Source organism: Klebsiella sp. MPUS7 (assembly GCF_009905335.1).
In the GTDB taxonomy this organism is placed as follows: Bacteria; Pseudomonadota; Gammaproteobacteria; order Enterobacterales; family Enterobacteriaceae; genus Klebsiella; species Klebsiella grimontii.
On sequence record NZ_CP047604.1, the window covers coordinates 609,374 to 627,857 of the forward strand.

20 protein-coding genes are annotated in these 18,484 nt (G+C 55.9%); 5 read left to right on the forward strand and 15 right to left on the reverse strand.

From position 1 onward, the window contains the following. The first annotated feature begins 39 nt into the window (after nt 1-39). Nucleotides 40-483, forward strand: a complete 444-nt coding sequence (locus GUC22_RS02940; RefSeq protein WP_004139879.1) for a YhbP family protein — start codon at nt 40-42, stop codon at nt 481-483. On the opposite strand, the gene GUC22_RS02945 is transcribed toward GUC22_RS02940, so the two are convergent. Further along, nucleotides 463-981, reverse strand: coding sequence for a type 1 glutamine amidotransferase domain-containing protein (locus GUC22_RS02945; RefSeq protein ID WP_024358735.1), 519 nt, complete (start codon nt 979-981; stop codon nt 463-465). The genes GUC22_RS02940 and GUC22_RS02945 overlap by 21 nt on opposite strands. A gap of 128 nt (nt 982-1,109) precedes the next feature. Here GUC22_RS02945 and GUC22_RS02950 point away from each other — a divergent pair, with 128 nt between their 5' ends. Continuing rightward, nucleotides 1,110-1,757, forward strand: a complete 648-nt coding sequence (locus GUC22_RS02950; protein WP_024358734.1) for an NAD(P)H-binding protein — start codon at nt 1,110-1,112, stop codon at nt 1,755-1,757. A gap of 72 nt (nt 1,758-1,829) precedes the next feature. Continuing rightward, on the forward strand, nt 1,830-2,870 hold the full coding sequence (locus GUC22_RS02955; protein WP_098363479.1) for a permease: 1,041 nt from the start codon (nt 1,830-1,832) through the stop codon (nt 2,868-2,870). 232 nt (nt 2,871-3,102) lie between these two features. On the opposite strand, the gene dolP is transcribed toward GUC22_RS02955, so the two are convergent. Genes dolP through GUC22_RS02975 form a run of 4 tightly spaced genes read right to left on the reverse strand, consistent with a single transcriptional unit; the run spans nt 3,103 to nt 6,726 of the window. Continuing rightward, nucleotides 3,103-3,678 (reverse strand): division/outer membrane stress-associated lipid-binding lipoprotein, encoded by a 576-nt coding sequence (gene dolP, locus GUC22_RS02960; protein WP_004125578.1) that lies wholly within the window; start codon nt 3,676-3,678, stop codon nt 3,103-3,105. 9 nt (nt 3,679-3,687) lie between these two features. Then, on the reverse strand, nt 3,688-4,278 hold the full coding sequence (diaA, locus tag GUC22_RS02965; RefSeq protein WP_002918211.1) for a DnaA initiator-associating protein DiaA: 591 nt from the start codon (nt 4,276-4,278) through the stop codon (nt 3,688-3,690). Nucleotides 4,279-4,300: 22 nt separating this feature from the next. Then, complete coding sequence (locus GUC22_RS02970) at nt 4,301-4,687, reverse strand: YraN family protein (protein WP_160183339.1); 387 nt, start codon at nt 4,685-4,687, stop codon at nt 4,301-4,303. Then, on the reverse strand, nt 4,645-6,726 hold the full coding sequence (locus GUC22_RS02975; protein ID WP_160183340.1) for a penicillin-binding protein activator: 2,082 nt from the start codon (nt 6,724-6,726) through the stop codon (nt 4,645-4,647). Before GUC22_RS02975 ends, GUC22_RS02970 begins: the two co-directional genes overlap by 43 nt. Before the next feature lie 63 nt (nt 6,727-6,789). Between GUC22_RS02975 and rsmI the strand changes: the two genes are divergently transcribed. Both rsmI and GUC22_RS02985 read left to right on the forward strand, forming a co-directional pair. Further along, entirely contained in the window at nt 6,790-7,653 is an 864-nt protein-coding gene (rsmI, locus tag GUC22_RS02980; protein WP_160183341.1) for a 16S rRNA (cytidine(1402)-2'-O)-methyltransferase, read from the forward strand. Between the two features lie 4 nt (nt 7,654-7,657). Continuing rightward, entirely contained in the window at nt 7,658-8,659 is a 1,002-nt protein-coding gene (locus tag GUC22_RS02985) for a Fic family protein (protein WP_098066891.1), read from the forward strand. Between the two features lie 64 nt (nt 8,660-8,723). Here GUC22_RS02985 and GUC22_RS02990 read toward each other — a convergent pair whose 3' ends face one another. The 10 genes from GUC22_RS02990 to GUC22_RS03035 form a co-directional block, all read right to left on the reverse strand. Further along, nucleotides 8,724-9,497: a DeoR/GlpR family DNA-binding transcription regulator gene (locus tag GUC22_RS02990; RefSeq protein WP_004135871.1), complete on the reverse strand. Its 774-nt coding sequence runs from the start codon at nt 9,495-9,497 to the stop codon at nt 8,724-8,726. A 110-nt stretch (nt 9,498-9,607) separates the two neighbouring features. Beyond that, nucleotides 9,608-10,651 (reverse strand): galactitol-1-phosphate 5-dehydrogenase, encoded by a 1,044-nt coding sequence (gene gatD / locus GUC22_RS02995; protein WP_154925507.1) that lies wholly within the window; start codon nt 10,649-10,651, stop codon nt 9,608-9,610. Nucleotides 10,652-10,697: 46 nt separating this feature from the next. After that, nucleotides 10,698-12,071, reverse strand: a complete 1,374-nt coding sequence (locus tag GUC22_RS03000) for a galactitol-specific PTS transporter subunit IIC (RefSeq protein ID WP_024358729.1) — start codon at nt 12,069-12,071, stop codon at nt 10,698-10,700. 5 nt (nt 12,072-12,076) lie between these two features. Continuing rightward, nucleotides 12,077-12,361, reverse strand: coding sequence for a PTS galactitol transporter subunit IIB (gene gatB / locus GUC22_RS03005; RefSeq protein WP_004135876.1), 285 nt, complete (start codon nt 12,359-12,361; stop codon nt 12,077-12,079). A 26-nt stretch (nt 12,362-12,387) separates the two neighbouring features. Then, nucleotides 12,388-12,855: a PTS galactitol transporter subunit IIA gene (gene gatA, locus GUC22_RS03010; protein ID WP_004135877.1), complete on the reverse strand. Its 468-nt coding sequence runs from the start codon at nt 12,853-12,855 to the stop codon at nt 12,388-12,390. 13 nt (nt 12,856-12,868) lie between these two features. Beyond that, nucleotides 12,869-14,140, reverse strand: coding sequence for a tagatose-bisphosphate aldolase subunit GatZ (gene gatZ / locus GUC22_RS03015; protein WP_098141331.1), 1,272 nt, complete (start codon nt 14,138-14,140; stop codon nt 12,869-12,871). Between the two features lie 176 nt (nt 14,141-14,316). Next, on the reverse strand, nt 14,317-15,132 hold the full coding sequence (locus GUC22_RS03020; protein WP_154948414.1) for an HPr family phosphocarrier protein: 816 nt from the start codon (nt 15,130-15,132) through the stop codon (nt 14,317-14,319). A 10-nt stretch (nt 15,133-15,142) separates the two neighbouring features. Continuing rightward, a complete protein-coding gene (locus GUC22_RS03025) occupies nt 15,143-16,555 on the reverse strand; it encodes a PTS fructose transporter subunit IIC (RefSeq protein WP_024358727.1) in 1,413 nt (470 codons plus the stop codon). 10 nt (nt 16,556-16,565) lie between these two features. After that, a complete protein-coding gene (pfkB, locus tag GUC22_RS03030; protein ID WP_024358726.1) occupies nt 16,566-17,480 on the reverse strand; it encodes a 1-phosphofructokinase in 915 nt (304 codons plus the stop codon). Nucleotides 17,481-17,504: 24 nt separating this feature from the next. Next, on the reverse strand, nt 17,505-18,359 hold the full coding sequence (locus tag GUC22_RS03035; RefSeq protein ID WP_160183342.1) for a tagatose bisphosphate family class II aldolase: 855 nt from the start codon (nt 18,357-18,359) through the stop codon (nt 17,505-17,507). Nucleotides 18,360-18,484: the final 125 nt, after the last annotated feature.

The window sequence follows — 18,484 nt, forward strand, 5'->3', positions numbered from 1 at the left end:
TGTTAAGGTGTGAGCACCATAACATACTGGAGAGTAAAGATGGATACGCTCGCTGCTATCAGCCGCTGGCTGGGCAAACAGCACGTCGTCACCTGGTGCGTCGCCCGCGATGACGAGCTATGGTGCGCCAACGCCTTTTACGTCTATGACCCGCAGCAGGTCGCATTTTATCTGCTCAGCGATGAAAAAACGCGCCACGGCCAAATGACCGGGGAAGGCGCCAACGTAGCCGGGACGGTCAACGGGCAGCCGAAAACCGTCGCGCTGATCCGCGGCGTGCAGTTTAAAGGCAAAATTCGCCGCCTGGCCGGGGAAGAAGAGGCGGCGATGCGTAAGCGCTACGTTAGCCGTTTTCCGGTGGCCCGCATGCTATCGGCGCCCGTCTGGGAGATTCGACCCGATGAGATCAAGTTCACCGATAACACGCTGGGCTTTGGTAAAAAGCTGCACTGGCTGCGTGAGTCAGGCGCCGAGCAGGCGTAAGGCTTCACGATTAAACGCCGGCAGGTCGTCCGGGGTTCGGCTGGTCACCAGCTGCTCGTTGTCGATAACCACTTCCTGGTCATAGAATTCGCCGCCGGCGTTTTTCACGTCGATAATGATAGGTTTCACGGCCGTCAGCTTACGCCCGCGAATCACATCGGCGCTAATCAACAGCTGCGGACCGTGGCAGATGGCGAAGACCGGTTTGCCGCTGTTGACAAAATCGCGGGTGAAGGTGACAAAGCGTTCGTCGCCGCGCAGCGAGTCCGGTGAATATCCGCCCGGCAGCAGTAAGGCGTCAAAGTCCGCAGGGCTGACGTCATCAATGGCTTTATCGATAACGACTTCGGCTTCCCCTTTTTTCCCTTTTACCTTCTTCCCCGCCTGTTTTTCAATCGTGACCACCTCGTGGCCGGCAAGACGGTAGGCGTCAGCCGGTGAGGTAAATTCTGAATCTTCAAAGTCGTCGGTAATTAATACGGCTATCTTCTTACTCATTCTTCCTCCAGTGTTTCGGTGTGGAATGAGGCATTTCCCTGATGATGATGGATAATTACCTCGTAGAGTATTAAGCCTGGAACATGAGCCGGGGATCGCAAGGCAGAAAAGTCTGCAAAGGAGTTTCGATGAGTCAGGTACTGTTAACGGGGGCGACCGGGTTAGTTGGCGGTCACTTACTACGAATGCTGCTTAACGCGCCGGCGATTAAATCCATTGCCGCGCCCACGCGTCGGCCGCTGGCCGATATCGCCGGCGTATTTAACCCGCACGATCCGCAGCTTACGGATGCCCTGGCGCAGGTGGTCGATCCGATCGATATCGTTTTCTGCTGCCTGGGAACTACCCGCCGGGAGGCGGGGAGCAAAGAGGCGTTTGTGCATGCCGATTATACGCTGGTCATTGATACCGCGCTGGTGGGGAAAAGGCTGGGCGCGCAGCATATGCTGGTGGTCAGCGCGATGGGGGCGAACGCTCATTCGCCCTTTTTCTACAATCGGGTAAAAGGCGAGATGGAAGAGGCGCTGATTGCGCAGCAGTGGCCGCGGTTGACCATTGCTCGCCCGTCCATGCTGATAGGCGAACGGGAAAAGCAGCGGACCAGTGAGACCCTGTTTGCGCCGCTCTTCCGTCTCCTGCCGGGGAACCTGAAATCGATAGACGCGCGGGACGTAGCGAGCGCACTGCTCGCGGAGTCGCTATCGCCAACACATGAAGGCGTACAGATTCTCTCGTCATCGCAGCTTCGTGAGAGAGCGGCGCGGTCAGGGGATTAATAATTTCCAAAATTTCCCTGAAAGCGTAGTATTCATGGCCTCAATTTAACATGATACTCCTTGGGGAATGCTATGGCTGGTCAGTCTTCATCTCAGGCGGCAGCACCGTTTCAATGGTGGAAGCCCGCGCTCTTTTTTCTCGTCGTTATCGTCGGCCTGTGGTTCGTCAAATGGCAGCCCTACTACGGCAAAGCTTTTACCGCCGCCGAGACGCACAGTATCGGTAAATCTATCCTCGCTAACGCTGACGCGAACCCTTTAGCCGCGGCCTGGGATTACGCGCTGGTCTATTTCCTGGCGGTATGGAAAGCGGCGGTATTAGGCGTGCTGCTGGGATCGCTTATTCAGGTGCTGATCCCGCGTGACTGGCTGCTGCGCACGTTGGGGCAGTCGCGCTTTCGCGGCACGCTGCTGGGGGCCGCGTTCTCTCTGCCGGGGATGATGTGTACCTGCTGCGCCGCGCCGGTGGCGGCGGGCATGCGTAAACAGCAGGTCTCCATGGGCGGCGCGCTGGCATTCTGGCTGGGCAATCCGCTGCTCAACCCGGCGACGCTGGTATTCATGGGCTTTGTGCTGGGCTGGCAGTTCGCGCTGATTCGCCTGCTGGCCGGACTGGCGACCGTACTGGTGGTCGCCACGCTGGTGCAGAAATGGGTGAAAGAAGCGGCGACGCAGCCCGCAGATGTGCCTGAATTGCCGGCGGAAACCGCGCAGGGCGGCTTCTTCAGCCGCTGGCTACGCGCGCTGTGGACGCTGTTCTGGAATACCATCCCGGTTTATATTCTGGCGGTTCTGGTGCTGGGCGCCGCGCGGGTGTGGCTATTCCCTCACGCCGATGGCGTGGTGGATAATACGTTGTTCTGGGTGATTGCCATGGCGATTGCCGGCTGCCTGTTTGTCATACCGACGGCGGCGGAGATCCCGATTGTGCAGACCATGATGCTGGCTGGAATGGGCGTGGCGCCCGCGCTGGCGCTGCTGATTACGCTGCCTGCTGTTAGCGTACCGTCGCTGATTATGCTGCGTAAAGCGTTCCCGGCGAAGGCGCTGTGGCTGACCGGCGGACTGGTGGCGCTGTGCGGCGCGGTAGCAGGCGGGTTGGCTTTAATCTGATATTTTCCCGGGTTGCGGCGTAAACGCCTTACCCAGGCTACGGGACTACGGGACTACGGGACTACGGGTTCGCCGTCGGCTGTGGGCCGGTAGCCCGGACAGGCGAGCAGTGCCGCCTCCGGGATAAAGGGGCAGAGGGCGGCGTCAGCTAAAAGAGTTGCGGGATCTACAAATGCAGACCGCGTGGCTTTGTCGCCCGGCTCAGCGTAGCGCAAGCCGGGAGGCAGAACGCTTACTTGATATAGGTAAAGGCGGTGGTCACGCGAGACACGCCGCTCACCCGGCTGGCGATATCCGCCGCCGCTCGTCCTTCACGGTCGGTGACCAGACCCATCAGGAACACTTCGCCGTTTTCGGTTGTCACCTTCACGTTGGAGGATTTCACCTGGTCGGTACCCAGCAGCTGAGAGCGGACTTTGGTGGTGATCCAGGTATCCGAAGACGCGGTGCCTAAGCCGATCGGCTGGCCCTGACGCACTTCGTTAAACACTTCCGTTGTCCCTTCTACGCCCATAGCGATTTGCTTCGCGCGCGCGGAGAGATCGGAGGTTGGAGACTGCCCGGTCAGCAGGACTTTACCCTGGTAGGCGGTCACGTTGATACGGGCCTGTTTCTTGATTTGTTCATCTTTCGACAGCGCGCTGTTGACGCGCAGCTCCAGCGTGCTGTCGTCCACCTGAGTACCTACCGTACGCGGGTCCGTCGCGGCTTTAGTGCCGACTGCTGCCGTTCCGACTACCGCGGCAGCAACGCATCCCTGAAGCAGTAGCGCAGACAGCAGAATGGCGAGGGGCGAGAGAGCCTTCATGTGTTCTCCTTAATCGTCCTGGTGTGGAAAAAGCGTGTTATCGATCAAATCGCACAGACAGTTGACGGTGAGCATGTGCATTTCCTGAATTCGCGCGCTGCGATGTGAGGGAATGCGGATTTCGACGTCCTGCTGCCCTAACAGGCCAGCCAGTTCACCGCCGTCATAACCGGTTAACGCCACGATAGTCATATCGCGGGTGACCGCCGCTTCCACGGCTTTCACGATGTCCCGGCTGTTGCCGCGCGTAGAAATCGCCAGCAGCACGTCGCCGGCGTGTCCCAACGCACGCACCTGCTTAGCATAGATTTCGTCATGCAGGCGATCGTTGGCAATTGCGGTTAAGACCACATTATCGGTATTTAGTGCAATGGCGGGTAAACCAGGACGCTCTGTTTCAAAACGATTAATCATACTGGCAGCAAAATGCTGTGCGTTGGCGGCGGAAGTGCCATTACCACAACAGAGGATTTTGTTGCCGTTCAGCAGCGACTGAACGAGCGTCATCGCCGCACGGGAGATGGCGTCCGGGAGTGCTTCCGCTGCTGCAATTTGGGTTTGAATGCTTTCGGTGAAGCAGGCTTTGATTCTGTCGAGCACGGGATCCCTTAATTCATTTACGCTATTCGCCAAAGGCGTTTTTTAGCCACTGGATGTCGTTTCCGGTGAAGGCTACCACATCGAAACGGCAATCCACAGTCTCAAAGCTCCCATTCTGTCGGCAGAGCCACAGACGCGCGGCTTTGAGCAGTCGTTGTTGCTTTTGCGGCGTGACGCTGGAGGCGGCATCGCCGTAGTTTGAGCTGCGACGATAGCGCACTTCGACAAACACGGTAACGCTGCCGTCGCACATAATGAGGTCAATCTCGCCGCCGCGCTCGCGGACGTTGGCGGCGATAAAATGCAGACCCTGGCTCTCCAGCCAGCGGCGCGCCTGGATTTCCCAGGCGTCGCCGGTCTGTTTACTTAGTTGGCCGCGACGATTTGCCCACCCTGGTATTTGAGCCATGACAGTTTCCTGTTGATCACGCAATCCTGCGTGGCCGTAAGATCGCCGGTATTGCCGTTCAGCTCAAAGCCGGGAACCTGGCGCATCTGCGAGAAATGGTTGGCCAGTGACCAGGCGTCGGCGCCCATGGCGTACAGACGCGCCAGCGAGTAATCGTTACGAACGGCCGCCAGCGCCTGCTGCTGCAGGGCAGGGTTACTTCCCGCCAGCATCGGGATCTCGCTATATTGCAGGCCTTCCATCTCCAGGCGGAAGTCCGGGCCGGAAGTCCCCTGGGCGCTGCGGGAGCTGGCGTACAACGTCACACCGCTCTGGCTACCGTTACGCAGGGCGATCATCGGCTTGATGTAGGCAATTTGTTCTGGCGTGGCCAGGATATACGCGGCGTCGACGCCGCCGGTGCTGCTGACCGGCACATCGCTCGGGCTGCCCAGGGCGCTGTCCTGACCTGACGGCAGGGTTGAGACCGGCGTACCGCTTAAAGAGATACCGCTGTTAACGCTGCCGCGCAGCTCGGCGGTGGAGCCCAGGCGCTGTTGCAGCACCGTACCGCCACCCAGCTTCAGCCACTCGTTGGCGAAGGCGGTAACTACTCGATCGCCAAGGGCGCCGCGCGGCACCAGCAGCAGCGGAGTCTGTTTGCCCTGATCGTGTATGTGGTGCGCCGCGTCGCGAGCTTCGTCTTCCGGAGAGAGGGCGAAATAGCAGATATTGGCCCGGCTTTCGATTTTCTCCGGCTGGTTGAGCGCCAGCACGTTCAGCGAGGTATTGCTCTTGATGACTTGTTCGACGTTATCTTTCAGTAGCGGGCCGACGACGATGGTTGCGCCGTCCTGCTGCACCTGGGCCAGCAGCTGGCTCATTGGCTGAGTGGTCGTGTCGTAGATTTTCAGTTCTGCCGAAGGGTTGGCTGGCGTTGCGGCGACCGCCTGAGCCTGCGGCGCTTCCGCCGGCTGGCTGGTGGCCTCCGGCGTCGGGGCTTGTACTGCCGCCGGCGCGGTGACCGGCGCCGCGGGTTGCGCCTGGTCGGCCGCTGGCGCCTGTACCGGGGTCTGGACGTTATTGGTCGTCGTCAGATCGGTGACCTCCGCCTGCGATGGGCTGACCACCGCGCTTTCGGCAACATTCGCCGCCTGGGCGACCTGGGCGGGCACCGCGCTTCCTGCAACGGCAGGCGCGCCGTTCTTCGCCGCTTCAAAGCCCTGCTGGATGGTGCGGCCAAAAATCGCCGCCTGGCCGTTTAACGGCAGCAGCAGGGCGATTTTATTGGTCGATGCGGCCTGGTAGTTCTGCATATTCACTAACTGCGTCGGCAGCATTTTCGCCCCCGGGTTTTGCGGGTAGCGGGTCTGCCAGTCTTTCACCCCCGCCTTGAGCATCGTCGGGTCGTTGCGGTTATCAAACCACATGCGCTGCAGATCCAGCCAGCCCTGCAGGACGTTCTCGTCGGCGTTAATGACCAGCGCGTTGGCCTGATCTTTGGTCATGGCGGTGAGCGCTTTCCAGGTCGCGTCGATGTTTTTCTGCTTTTGCGCAGGCAGGCTTAACAGCGGCTGCTGGGCAATCAGGGCCCGCAGCAGGTTCAGCGAGGGTTGACCCTGGCTGGCGTCAATTTGCGCCTGCCAGTAGCGGGGCTGCTGATTCTGCTCAAGGCCTGCCGGGTCGAGCTTGCTGAGCAGCGTCTGCGCGCCCTGGAAATCGTTCTGCGCCAGCTTCACTTCAACCGCCAGCAGCGACCTTTCGCGACTTTGCGCGGCGTTGAGGTTAGACGGCAGCTGATTGAACAGATCGACCGCCTGCGGTTTCTTACCTTCCTTCAGCAGTGCACGAATGGCGAGTAATTGCCAGTTGGTCTTGCTATCATTCGCGCTTTGCTGCATCTGTTGCAGATAGTAACTGGAGTCTGCCTGGGCCGTACCCTGCAAATACACCGTGCTTTGGTCCGGGGTATGGGTACCGCAGCCGGCAAAGATCAGAGCGGCCAGCAGTACGGGCAGACAACGCACGGGTTTAGAACGAAGAAATGTTGACGGTACCATATGTGTCCAGTGATATTTTTTTGGCTCAATGCTCAATATTAATTCGGCAATACGGACGAGACAATGAAACAACACGAATCAGCAGATAATTCTCAGGGACAGCTCTTTATTGTGCCCACTCCGATAGGGAATCTGTCTGATATCACGCAGCGCGCGCTGGAAGTGCTGCAAGCCGTTGATTTAGTTGCGGCGGAAGATACCCGCCATACCGGTTTGCTGCTGCAGCATTTTGCGATCAATGCCCGTTTATTCGCGCTTCACGACCACAACGAGCAGCAAAAGGCGGAAACGCTGGTCGCGAAGCTTAAAGCGGGGCAAAACATCGCGCTGGTTTCCGACGCCGGAACGCCGCTGATTAACGACCCCGGCTATCATCTGGTGCGCACCTGCCGCGAGGCCAATATCCGCGTGGTGCCGCTGCCCGGACCCTGTGCGGCGATTGCGGCGCTGAGCGCAGCCGGCCTGCCTTCGGATCGTTTTTGCTATGAAGGCTTTTTACCCGCCAAATCCAAAGGCCGTCGCGATACGCTGAAGGCGCTGGAAGAAGAGCCGCGGACGATTATTTTTTATGAATCCACCCACCGCCTGCTGGAAAGCCTGGAAGATATTTGTACCGTGCTGGGCGAGTCCCGCTACGTGGTGCTGGCGCGCGAGCTGACCAAAGCCTGGGAATCGATTCACGGGGCGCCGATCGGCGAGCTGCTGGCGTGGGTGAAAGAGGACGAAAATCGCCGTAAAGGCGAGATGGTGCTGATCGTAGAAGGTTTTAAAGCGCAAGAAGAGGCGCTGCCGGCGGTAGCGCTGCGTACGCTGGCCCTGCTGCAGGCCGAGCTGCCGCTGAAAAAAGCCGCCGCGCTGGCCGCGGAAATCCACGGTGTGAAGAAAAATGCGCTGTATAAGTATGCCCTGGAGCAGCAGGGAGACTAACCTCATGAGTCATTACCAGCCGCCGTTTAGCATTACTCCTGCCATTCTCAATCTGGTTGTTGAGATTGGTGAGCTGTTAGGGCACTGGTCGGCTCAAACGGGACGAGCCTCCCCCCTTCTGCGAAAAGAGAATCGTATTCGTACGATTCAGGCGTCGCTGGCGATAGAGCATAACAGCCTGAGTACCGATCAGGTCACTGCGCTAGTGGAGGGTAAACGTGTTCTTGCGCCAGCAAAAGATATTCAGGAAGTGAGAAACGCTATTCTGGCATATGAAAAAATGCCTGCATGGAAAAGCCACCGGTTAACCGATCTTTTGACCGCCCACCGGACGCTGATGATAGGGCTGGTTGATAACCCTGGCCAGCTGCGTGACGGAGATGTAGGGATCTACCGGGATACCCGACTGGTTCATATGGCTCCCCCCGCCTCTCAGGTCGAGCGTTTGATAAACGAGTTGCTGCTATGGCTGAAAGTCACTGACATTCATCCGCTTATCGCTGGAGCTGTCTTCCACTACGAATTTGAGTTTATCCATCCATTTGCCGATGGTAATGGCCGAATGGGACGCCTGTGGCAAACCTTAATTCTTAGCCAGTGGCGCGCGGAGCTTGCCTGGCTACCAGTTGAAACGCTGATGCATTATCAGCAGGAGCGCTATTACCAGGTTTTAGGGATGTGTGATAGCCAGAGTGACAGCACGCCGTTTATTGAATTTATGCTGGAAAATATGGTTATCGCGTTGAAAGATGGCATGGGACAAACCGCTTCTCTGTCGGAAGAAATGTCGGAAAAAATGTCGGAAGAAAAAGTGGAAATGCTGGCTGCCGTTGAGGAACGGATCCTCAAGCTTTTGTCCAAAGAACCCACGCGTACCGCGAAAGACCTGGCTCAGGAAATGGATGTTTCTGCCAGAACCGTTGAGCGGTATCTGAAGACGCTGCAGCAAAAGGGAAGATTACAGCGGACCGGCGCAAAAAAAAGGGGAGCCTGGCGCATTCTTTAGCGGGTTATCAGCGTACAAAACGTGATGGTCAATAGGGCAGATGTCACCGCATCTGCCTTATTTTCTATACGATGTGTAACTCAATCCGGGTACTTTTTAATGCCTTCCGATACTCATCGTTTATTCCGCTGTCGGTAATGACGCAGTTTATTTTCTCCATCGGCAGAACCTGGTTGAACCCGCGACGATTAAATTTGCTGGCATCCAGCACTGCTACCACCTTATGCGCCGCGGCGGCCATGACGCCGCTGATGGAGTAGCCTTCGTTGAAGGTCGTGATGCCGTTGGTGGTGTCGATACCGTCCGCGCCGACGAACATCAAATCGGCACTGATACCCTGAAGCGAGCGTTCAGCGATGGTGCCGTGCATCGAGTGCGTTTTATGGCGCACGGTGCCACCGCACACGACCAGCGTGATATCTTTGTTTTCTGATAGCGTAAACGCCGCGGGCAGACTGTTGGTAATTACCGTAATATTGGTCATACGTACCAGCGCCTCGGCAATCAGCAGAGTAGTGCTGCCGCTATCCAGGATCACCGTCATGCCTTCGCTAATCATCGCTACCGCCGCCTGAGCGATCCGCTTTTTCGGATCGCTGGCCAGCTGATAACGGTCTTCAAGTACCACTTCCAGATTATCTCCTTCGGTCAAATTACTGCCAGGCCTTGCGGCGCCGCCATGAAAGCGGGTGAGTAACCCCTTTTCCTCCAGCAAACGGAGATCGGCCCGAATAGTCACTTCGGAGATGCCAAAGAGATTCGAAAGGTCCAGTACCAATACGCTACCCTGCGCATTAACCATTTCGACGATTTTGTTCCTTCGCTCAAATGAGTTCATATTAATTTGCCTGATAATTAACTGATCTTAGTGTAATCGAAGGGTAATGAAAGTTGAACGATAATTTTCGAAAGGTTATGTGAGCCAGCTCTGATTGCTGGCTCAGTCGATCAGGAAAGTTTTAGCAGAATTTTCCCCTGCATCGGCGCGCCGTTCAGCGCCTGAACTTCGCGGGCAAAGCTTTCTGCATTGCCGATATGGGCGATAAGCGGAGCAAGCTGAATGCGTTTTTCCGTCAGCAGGAGAACCGCCGTTTGCCACTCTTCTCCCGGCCACGGACCTGAGTAGTTCATCCAACTGCCGACGATAGTCAACTCTTTACGCAGAATCTGGCCAAAGGTGGCGGAGAGCAGCGTCAAATCGTGGTGCAGCGTGCCCACCAGCGCCAGCTGCGCTCGCGGTCCGGCGACCTCAATACCCAGCGCCACGGTTTGCGGCGTACCGGCGGTTTCCAGCACCAATTGGTCGAACTGAATCTCTTCCAGCGCCGTTTGAATCTCTTTGCTGTTCATCTCTTTGCTGTTAAAGACGTACGTTGCGCCGAGCGTTTTTGCCAGCGCCAGCCTCTGCGGATTGATATCGATTGCCGTAATGCTTTTGGCGCCCAGTTCGCGGGCGCACTGCAGCGCCAGCAGACCAATCGTGCCTGCGCCAATAATAATGACGTTTTTTCCTTCGCAGCCCTGAGCCAGATGGAAGGCGTGCAGGCCGACGGTTATCGGTTCAATAAACGCGCCGTCATCAATCGGCATCCGATCCGGCAGACGGAACAGGTTGGCGCGCTTAACCACCACATACTCCGCATTGCCGCCTTCGCTACGCGAACCGACAAACTGGTACTGCTTGCAAAGAGAGAAATATTCACGCTGGCACTGCGGGCAGTTAAAGCAGGGAAGCAGAGGCACGCAGGCCACTGCGTCGCCAGGCTGCAGATCGGTCACCGCGGAGCCGTAAGATTCAACGTAACCGCTGAACTCATGACCCAGGGTGATGGGGTAGTAGTGTGCGCCTTTGGCGAAGATGCGCGGAATATCAGAACCGCACAATCCGGAGCTGACGACTTTGACCAGGACATCGTTTTCCGTTTGCAGAGTCGGTATCGGGCGTTCTTCAACACGCACTGTCCCCTCAGCATGGATTACCACTGATTGCATATAATTCTCCAGAAATGTCCGGGGGAGCGGATGCTCCCCCTTGAGGTTAAGAAATGCTTGGGCTTTGTTGCGCGGTGGCCGCTTTCTCTGCGGCGGCAAAGTTGCGAGCCCGGCGCCACGTCAGCAGCACGCCGGCAACATAGATGACACCGATAACCGCAAAACCCACCACGTTTTGCCAGGTGAAGAGCTGAATGAGTAGCCAGGTAATCGGCGAACCGCCCTGGTCCATGGAGGCCACAAGGCCTCCCGCCTTCAGAGCGCCAGCGTTAGCCGCCAGTTGGGTATGCAGGCCGATGGTTTGCGTCGCAATCCATAGCGTGATCCCCATCAGGATGATCCCGGAAATTAGCGTACGGAACAGGTTCCCCTGGTGCACTGCAACCGCCATGGCGACGAAGAATCCAATGGTTGCGAGGTCGCCGAACGGCAGGACCTGGTTGCCTGGCACCACGACCGCGATCAGAATACTGAGCGGAATAAAGATCAGACTGGCGGACACGACCGAGGTATGGCCAAGCAGCAGCGCAGGATCGAGGCCAATCAGGAAATCCTGGCCGCCGAATTTTGCCTGAAGGCGTTTACGCGCCTGTTTGGCAATCGGGTTCAGGCCGTCCATGATAGGTTTGATAACGCGCGGCATCAGCAGCATTACGGCGGCGGTTTTCACCGCCAGCTGGAGGATACCCTTCAGGTCGTAGCCCGCCAGCGCGCCGATGACCAGACCCATCACGAAACCAACGGTGACCGGCTCGCCGAACGGGCCGAAGCGCTTCTGGATATCGTCAGCGCTGAAGTGAATGCGGTTCAGGCCGGGGATTTTCTCAATAATCGTATCGACCAGCACGGCTATTGGCCCTAGATACGCCGAGCTACCGTGCGGAATAGCGATACCCTCAAGGCCGAAAAAGTCGCGGGTATCCTTCGCAAACCAGTCGCCGAGCTTGTAGACGAAAGCCGCATGTACCACCACGCCGAGAATACCGATCCAGTAAGAGCCGGTGGCGATATGCAGCATTGCGCCGGTAAAGGTCATATGCCAAATGTTCCAGATATCGACGTTCACAACGCGAGTCATCCGGGTCACCAGCATGAAGATGTTGACTGCGATAGCGATAGGAATCGCCACCAGTGCGATTTGCGATGCCCAGGTCATCGGCGACGACCCTGGCCAACCAATATCAATCACGTGCAGGTTAATCTGGAAATGCTCCGCCATCGCTTTCGCCGCCGGGCCGATAGAGTCGAGCATCAGTCCGATGACCAGGCCGATACCGACGAAACCAATCCCGATATGAAGGCCTGATTTAAAACAGTCCCCGAGCTTCATCCCCAGTATTTTGGAGAAGATGATGATCACGATCGGCAGCATCACCGTTGGACCAAGATCGAGGATATAACGCATGATTTCGCTAAACATGAGCGTTACTCCGTCAGGATGTTCAGGATTTTTTGCTGCAGCTCTTCAATACCTACGCCGGATATGAAAGGCATACCGTGAACCACTGGAATATCGCCAAAGGTTCTGTCGACCCGGGCGGTGGTACAGATGAGGTGCGCGCCGTCCATATAGGTTTCGATTTCATTCACCCGACACTGCACCAGGTCCAGTTCAATGCTATGGTCCGTGCACAGATCTTTGATCTCTTCTGCGGCCATGGTCGAGGTGGCGACAGCGCCTCCACAGGCGACAATTACTTTACGTTTCATAGGGTACCCCTTTTATTATCAGTCTGTTATAAAGCCTGAACGCTGGGTTCTGACTCAAGGATAGAGTGCCGAAACAGCTCGGGCAGCTGCTCTTGCGAGGCAGCCAATAATGCTTCAAGCGTGGTCGGATTCTGTAGCTCACTAAATAACCGGCGCAGCAGCTGCAGCTGTGCGGTCGGATTTTCTACAATCAGCGCGATGATTAACGAAACGTCGATTTCTCCGTCGTCGTCAGCGCGTTGAAAAGGGACCGGATTGTCCGGGCGAATCAGATAGATAGCCGGAGACTTTGCATGTACTGCCTCGCAGTGGGGAATAGCGACCGCGTGCTGCTCCAGCGCAATGCCGGTTGGGAAAGTTGCTTCTCGTTCGAGCAGCGCCAGTGGGTAGCTATCGTGCACGACGCCGCGCGCCAGCATCTCTTCGCCAATATGCTCCAACGCCTGCTGGCTGGAGCTAAAATGAATGCCGGTACGAACAAACAATTGACTCATAAATCCTCTTTACTCAGGCGATTTCAGATGAACAGCCGTAACGGTAAGCTCGCAGCACATCCTGAATCTTGTCGAGGATGAGGTCGTGCGGCACGGCGGCAAGTTCGTTTAACGACAGTCGTTCAAACTGCACGGGCATATACTGGCTGATAAGGCCCAGCGGTAGCTTAGTTTCGGTCAGGTTTGCAATTAACTTTTCCACGCTCTGGCGAATACGTGGATGCGGCCAGTAGTAGCGAATGCGGTCGGACAGGCTGAAGTGAATATCCACCATTGCCTGGCTCCAGGTCGGGCGGTAGTACTTTTTCCAGTAGCCCGGCTCGTTAAGCATCACTTCATCAATCACTTCCATTACGCGGCTGCGGGACTCCGGAGCGACCAGCTCATTTTCCATTTGCGCGAGGGCAAAAATGGCTTCACGCAGCGCGAAGGTCAGCGCCGGGCCCACTTTCAGGATGGCGTAATGGTCGCGCACCAGTGCCCGGTAGGCCTGACGAGACTGGTAATCAGTTGAGTGCGCTTCGTAGACCATCGGCGTGCCTTCGATCCACGCGGAGAGCGCTTTGGCGGCCTCCGGCTGGTAATGAATAATTTGCGTATGGTCGAACTCAACGCCGGGCTGCACCACGATAGCAATGACGCGCTCCAGCGCTGCGTTAAGACCCAGTTTGTGGAAGGCGGCTTCATGGGTTTCCAGCGTTGCCGCCGCATCCTGGGCGCGGGTCACGTGGACGCTGCCGATGGTGCTGGCTTCGCCGCCGGGAACCGGAACCTCGGTGCCGATGACATAGGTCAGATGGCGTTTCTGTTCGTCGGTTGCCGTCTCTTCCGCGGCCTGGCACAGGCGAGCGGCACGTTCGGCGACGATGGCCGGGTCCAGCGGTACCGGATCGTCAGCGCAGGACATGGAGGCATCGAGATGGATTTTGTTGAAGCCCGCGGCGACGTAGGCTTTAATCAGATCGACCGATTTCTCCATCGCTTCGGCGGCGGGTTCGCCCTGCCAGCAGTTCGGCCCGAGATGGTCGCCGCCGAGAATAATACGCTCTGACGGGAAACCGACTTCGCGGGCAATTTTATTCACGAAATCACGAAAGTCCGCAGGCTGCATTCCGGTGTAGCCGCCAAACTGGTTAACCTGATTAGAGGTTGCTTCGATAAGAACCTTGTTGTTGGTATGCAGATCGAAACGTAGCGCGGCTTCGATAACCAGCGGATGCGCGGAACAAACTGAGCAGATGCCGATGTGTTCGCCAGCTTTGTGGCGGGAAATAATATCTTTCATTTCAATCCTCCGTTTTCTTTCGAATATATTCGTTATGTTTTGTTTTGCTCGCAAACTCCTTTGTTTTGATTTGTGATCAATCTCGAAAAAAAGAAAGATAAAACGTAATGTTTCGAAAATTAAAGATAAAAAAACGCTCTGGCGATAACGGCAGAGCGTTTTTAATTTATTGAAATTTAACTAAATATTCGTGAAAGCCAGCTCCGTTTAGGCTTTTCTGCTGGCTGAACGACCCGCTGCGGCTGTGCGGCAATTTCGCCTAATCCGGCATTAAAGGCCGTACCGATAGCCTCCAGCGCCTGATGGGCATCTTCCCCGCTGGCCATAAAATGCAGCCGATGCCCCTGCTTTGCGCCGAGAGAAACGACCCGCATCAGATTTTTAGCGTCAACAATAGCGGAACGGGTGTCGAGATTTTCCACCCGAATTTGCGATCGCCACTGCTTCACCGCTTTCACCAGGACCGCGCTTGGCCGCGCGTGCAGTCCGTGGGGATTGCGTAGGGTAAACGTCGCCTCTTCATCGAACACCGGAGGCGGTTCCATATCTTCCCCTTCGGCAGGAAAGATATTTCCGGCCAGAATCTCCAGCACCGCCTGCGGACTCTCGGCGCGCGAGAGCGCTTCAGGCACGCGCTCGTCGCTCATGGCATGGGTAAGCTGGCGTAGAATATCGAGGTGTTCGCTATCCTGTGCGGCGATACCCACAATCAGATAAGCCGTTTGTTGCTCTCCCCAATCTACCCCCTGCGGGCAGGCCAGCACTTTCACTCCGGTTTTCAGTACCGCATCGCGACTCTGCGGCGTGCCGTGAGGAATGGCGATACCGTTGCCAAGGTACGTGCTGATTTGTCCTTCGCGATCGTGCATACCGTTCAGATAAGCGGCCGTGGTATGCCCGGCTTCGGTTAATCTGCCAACGACGCGTTGCAGCGCTTCATCTTTCGTTTTAATCTCGCGATCGAAATGGATATCTGCGCAACTCAGTTGCATAAATAGCTCCTTATTTAATGGCACCGGCAAGCGTTGTCGCTTCCTGGTTCCGTTTTTGCCATAGCCTCCAGCATCCCAGCATGACCGCGCCGCAGGCGGAACCGGCGAGAATACACAGTACCCACATCAGCGGTTTGCTTACCAGCGGCAGGATCAGGAAGCCGCCGTGCGGAGCAGGAACCTGGATTTGCAGGCTATAGCTGAGAACCGCAGAGATGGAAGAGGCGATCATCATCATAGGGATGACGCGTAAAGGATCTTTCGCGGCGAACGGAATAGCGCCTTCAGTAATATGGGTACAGCCGAGGATATAGTTAACCATTCCGGCGGCGCGCTCTTCTTCACTGAAGCCTTTCGGGAAGAAGGTAGTCGCCAGCGCGATAACCAGCGGCGGCGTGATGCAGGCGGCGGAAACCCCGGCCATAAAGAAGTAGTTACCCTGGCCAAGCAGCAGCGTACCGGTGACGTAGGCGGCTTTATTCACCGGGCCGCCAAAGTCGAAGGAGCACATCGCGCCTACCACAATACCCAGCAGAATTGGGTTTGCTTCCTGCAATGAGCTCAGCCAGTTCATCATCGCGTTGTTGATAGCGGCGACGGGTTGACCCAGCAGCACCATCATCACGCCAATCACCAGTACGCCAACGAGCGGCATAATGAAGATCGATTTCAGCCCTTCATACTGGCGCGGCAGGCCGTTGAGCATATTGCGGATCAGCAGCATAAAATAACCGGCGGCGAAACCGGCGATAATCCCGCCGAGAAAGCCTGCGCCGGTTGCGTTGGCTAATAGCCCACCGACAAAGCCCGCGACCATACCGGGACGCCCGGAAATAGACCAGGCAATATAAGCGGTGAAAATCGGCACCATGATTGAGAAGGCCTGTTGACCCACTTTCATTAGCGTGGCGGCGATAACGTTATATTGCGGCGAGTTTGGATCGGCGGAGTAGATGCCCCACAGGAAGGAGATGGCAATCAAAATCCCTCCGGCGACAACAAACGGCAGCATGTTAGAGACGCCGCTCATCAGGTGCTTATATACCTGGCGCCCGAAAGACTCCCGCTCGTATTTCTCCGTTGAATCGTCGGAGGCAGAAATACCCTGACGACGCGCCGCCTGGCCGCTGATAACTTTATTAATTAAGTCGGCCGGATGGTGAATGGCTTCTTTAACCGGAACTTCAATGACCGGCAGACCATTAAATCGCTCGGCGTTAACGTCTTTATCAGCGGCAATAATAACACCATAAATATCTTTTAAATCCGCGGGCGTAATCGCATTTTCAACACCTGAAGCGCCGTTGGTTTCGACTTTAATTTCAATATTTAATTTCTTTGCTGCGGTTTTTAAGGCCTCTTCAGCCATAAAAGTATGCGCAATACCCGTAGGGCAACCGGTAACTGCAATGATTTTTTTCATAATCGGACCTTTATAATTGGACGACCTGAATTTGCTGTAATAATTCTTCTGTGCGTTGTAATTTTCCTAATCCGGCGGAGCCGGCGACGTCGGCGCCGGTCGCACTGGCTAGTGCCAGGGCGTGAGCAACATCTTCTTTATTAAGCCATTTACTAAGAAAAGCGCCCAGGGCGGCATCACCGGCGCAGGCGGAGCTGACCAGCGCAATTTTCGGTGCGGAGCAAAACCACACGCCTTCGCCATCAGAAAAGTAGAGTCCTTCCGCCCCCATCGTCAGCAGCACGTTGCGAGCGCCCAGCTGATGCAGGGTTCGCATTGCCTCGCGTACCTGCTGGTGGTTGCTGACGTCGAGACCAAAGATTTCCCGCAGCTCGTCATCGTTGGGTTTGATCAACAAAGGCCGTAATTCAAGCAGCTGGCGCAGGACCGGATGGCTGATATCGAGGATAACTTCACAGCCTTTCTGCTGGCATAATTCAATAATTTCAGCATACAATCGGCTTTCAATCCCCGGGGGCAGGCTGCCGCTGATCGCTAAATAATCACCAGAGGCGACGCATTGCAGATGATGCATAACCTGCTGTTTACACTCATCATCAATTTTTGCTCCAGGATTAACGAGCTTATATTCCTCAGCGCCGTCATTAATAAAAATATTAATTCTGGTTGGCTCAGAGACCCATGCCGGCGTCACTTTAATTTTTTTCTGACGTAACTCTTCCACAATATAACGGCCAGTGAAACCACCGAAAATACCTATAATGTGAGTGGGCTGCTGATAATGATTTAATATCAGCGATACGTTCACTCCTTTACCATTTGGGCAATATTCCGTGTGTCGGGTTCGGTTCACTGCCGACGGCTTCAGCGGATCGCAAAAGATATTCATATCGATTGCCGTATTGAGTGTCAGGGTATGGATCACGACATTGCTCCTTCGATCCGAAAATTACAGTTGTCCTTCACAGCCGCAAACGTGAATGACTTTGCGTACGACATCCTTCATCGCCGCTTTGGCCGGTTTCATGTAATGACGCGGATCGTTAGCGTCCGGATTTTCCTCGAAATAGTGCTTCAGGGCATCGGAGAAAGCGATTTTCAGTTCGGTGGCGACGTTGACCTTGCACACGCCCAGCGAAATTGCCCGACGGATGTCGCTATCGGGCAGGCCTGACGCGCCATGAAGAACCAGAGGAACGTCAACGCGATCGCGAATGGCGGCAAGGCGGTCAAAATCGAGTTTAGGTTCCGCAGCGTACAAGCCGTGCGCTGTACCGATAGCCACCGCCAGGGAGTCGATGCCGGTGCGGGCGACAAATTCGCGCGCCTGTTCCGGGTTGGTATACAGCGCATCTTTTGCATCAACCACCAAATCATCTTCCACACCGCCCAGGCGGCCAAGCTCGGCTTCGACGCTGGCATCATAGCGGTGGCTCAGTTCAACCACACTCTTGACTAACGCGACGTTTTCTTCAAAAGGCGAATGCGATCCGTCGATCATGACCGAGCGGATACCGGCCTGTACTTTGCGCGTGATATCGGCCAGATCTTCATGGTGATCGAGGTGGACTGCTAAAGGAAGATCCCAGATCTTAGCCAGATCGCGAGCGATCGCTACTACGTTACCGGTTCCTGCATAGCAGTAAGTTCCCGGGGTGCCGGCAAGAATCAGGGGAGAACGCAGCTCGGCAGCCGTCTCTACCACCACCTGCATCGTTTCCAGGTTGTGGATATTAAAGGCAGGAACGGCATAGCCGAGGCGTTGAGCTTTCAACAGCATATTTTTACTGGAGATAATGAACATTCTTACTCCTTTACTTTTATATTGTAAGTTTGTTTTCGTATATAACCTTCGTTTTGAAAGTAATGTAGCGATCGACCCGCGTTTTTGTTGTGATCAACCGCACACATCAGCGATATTTTTTTATA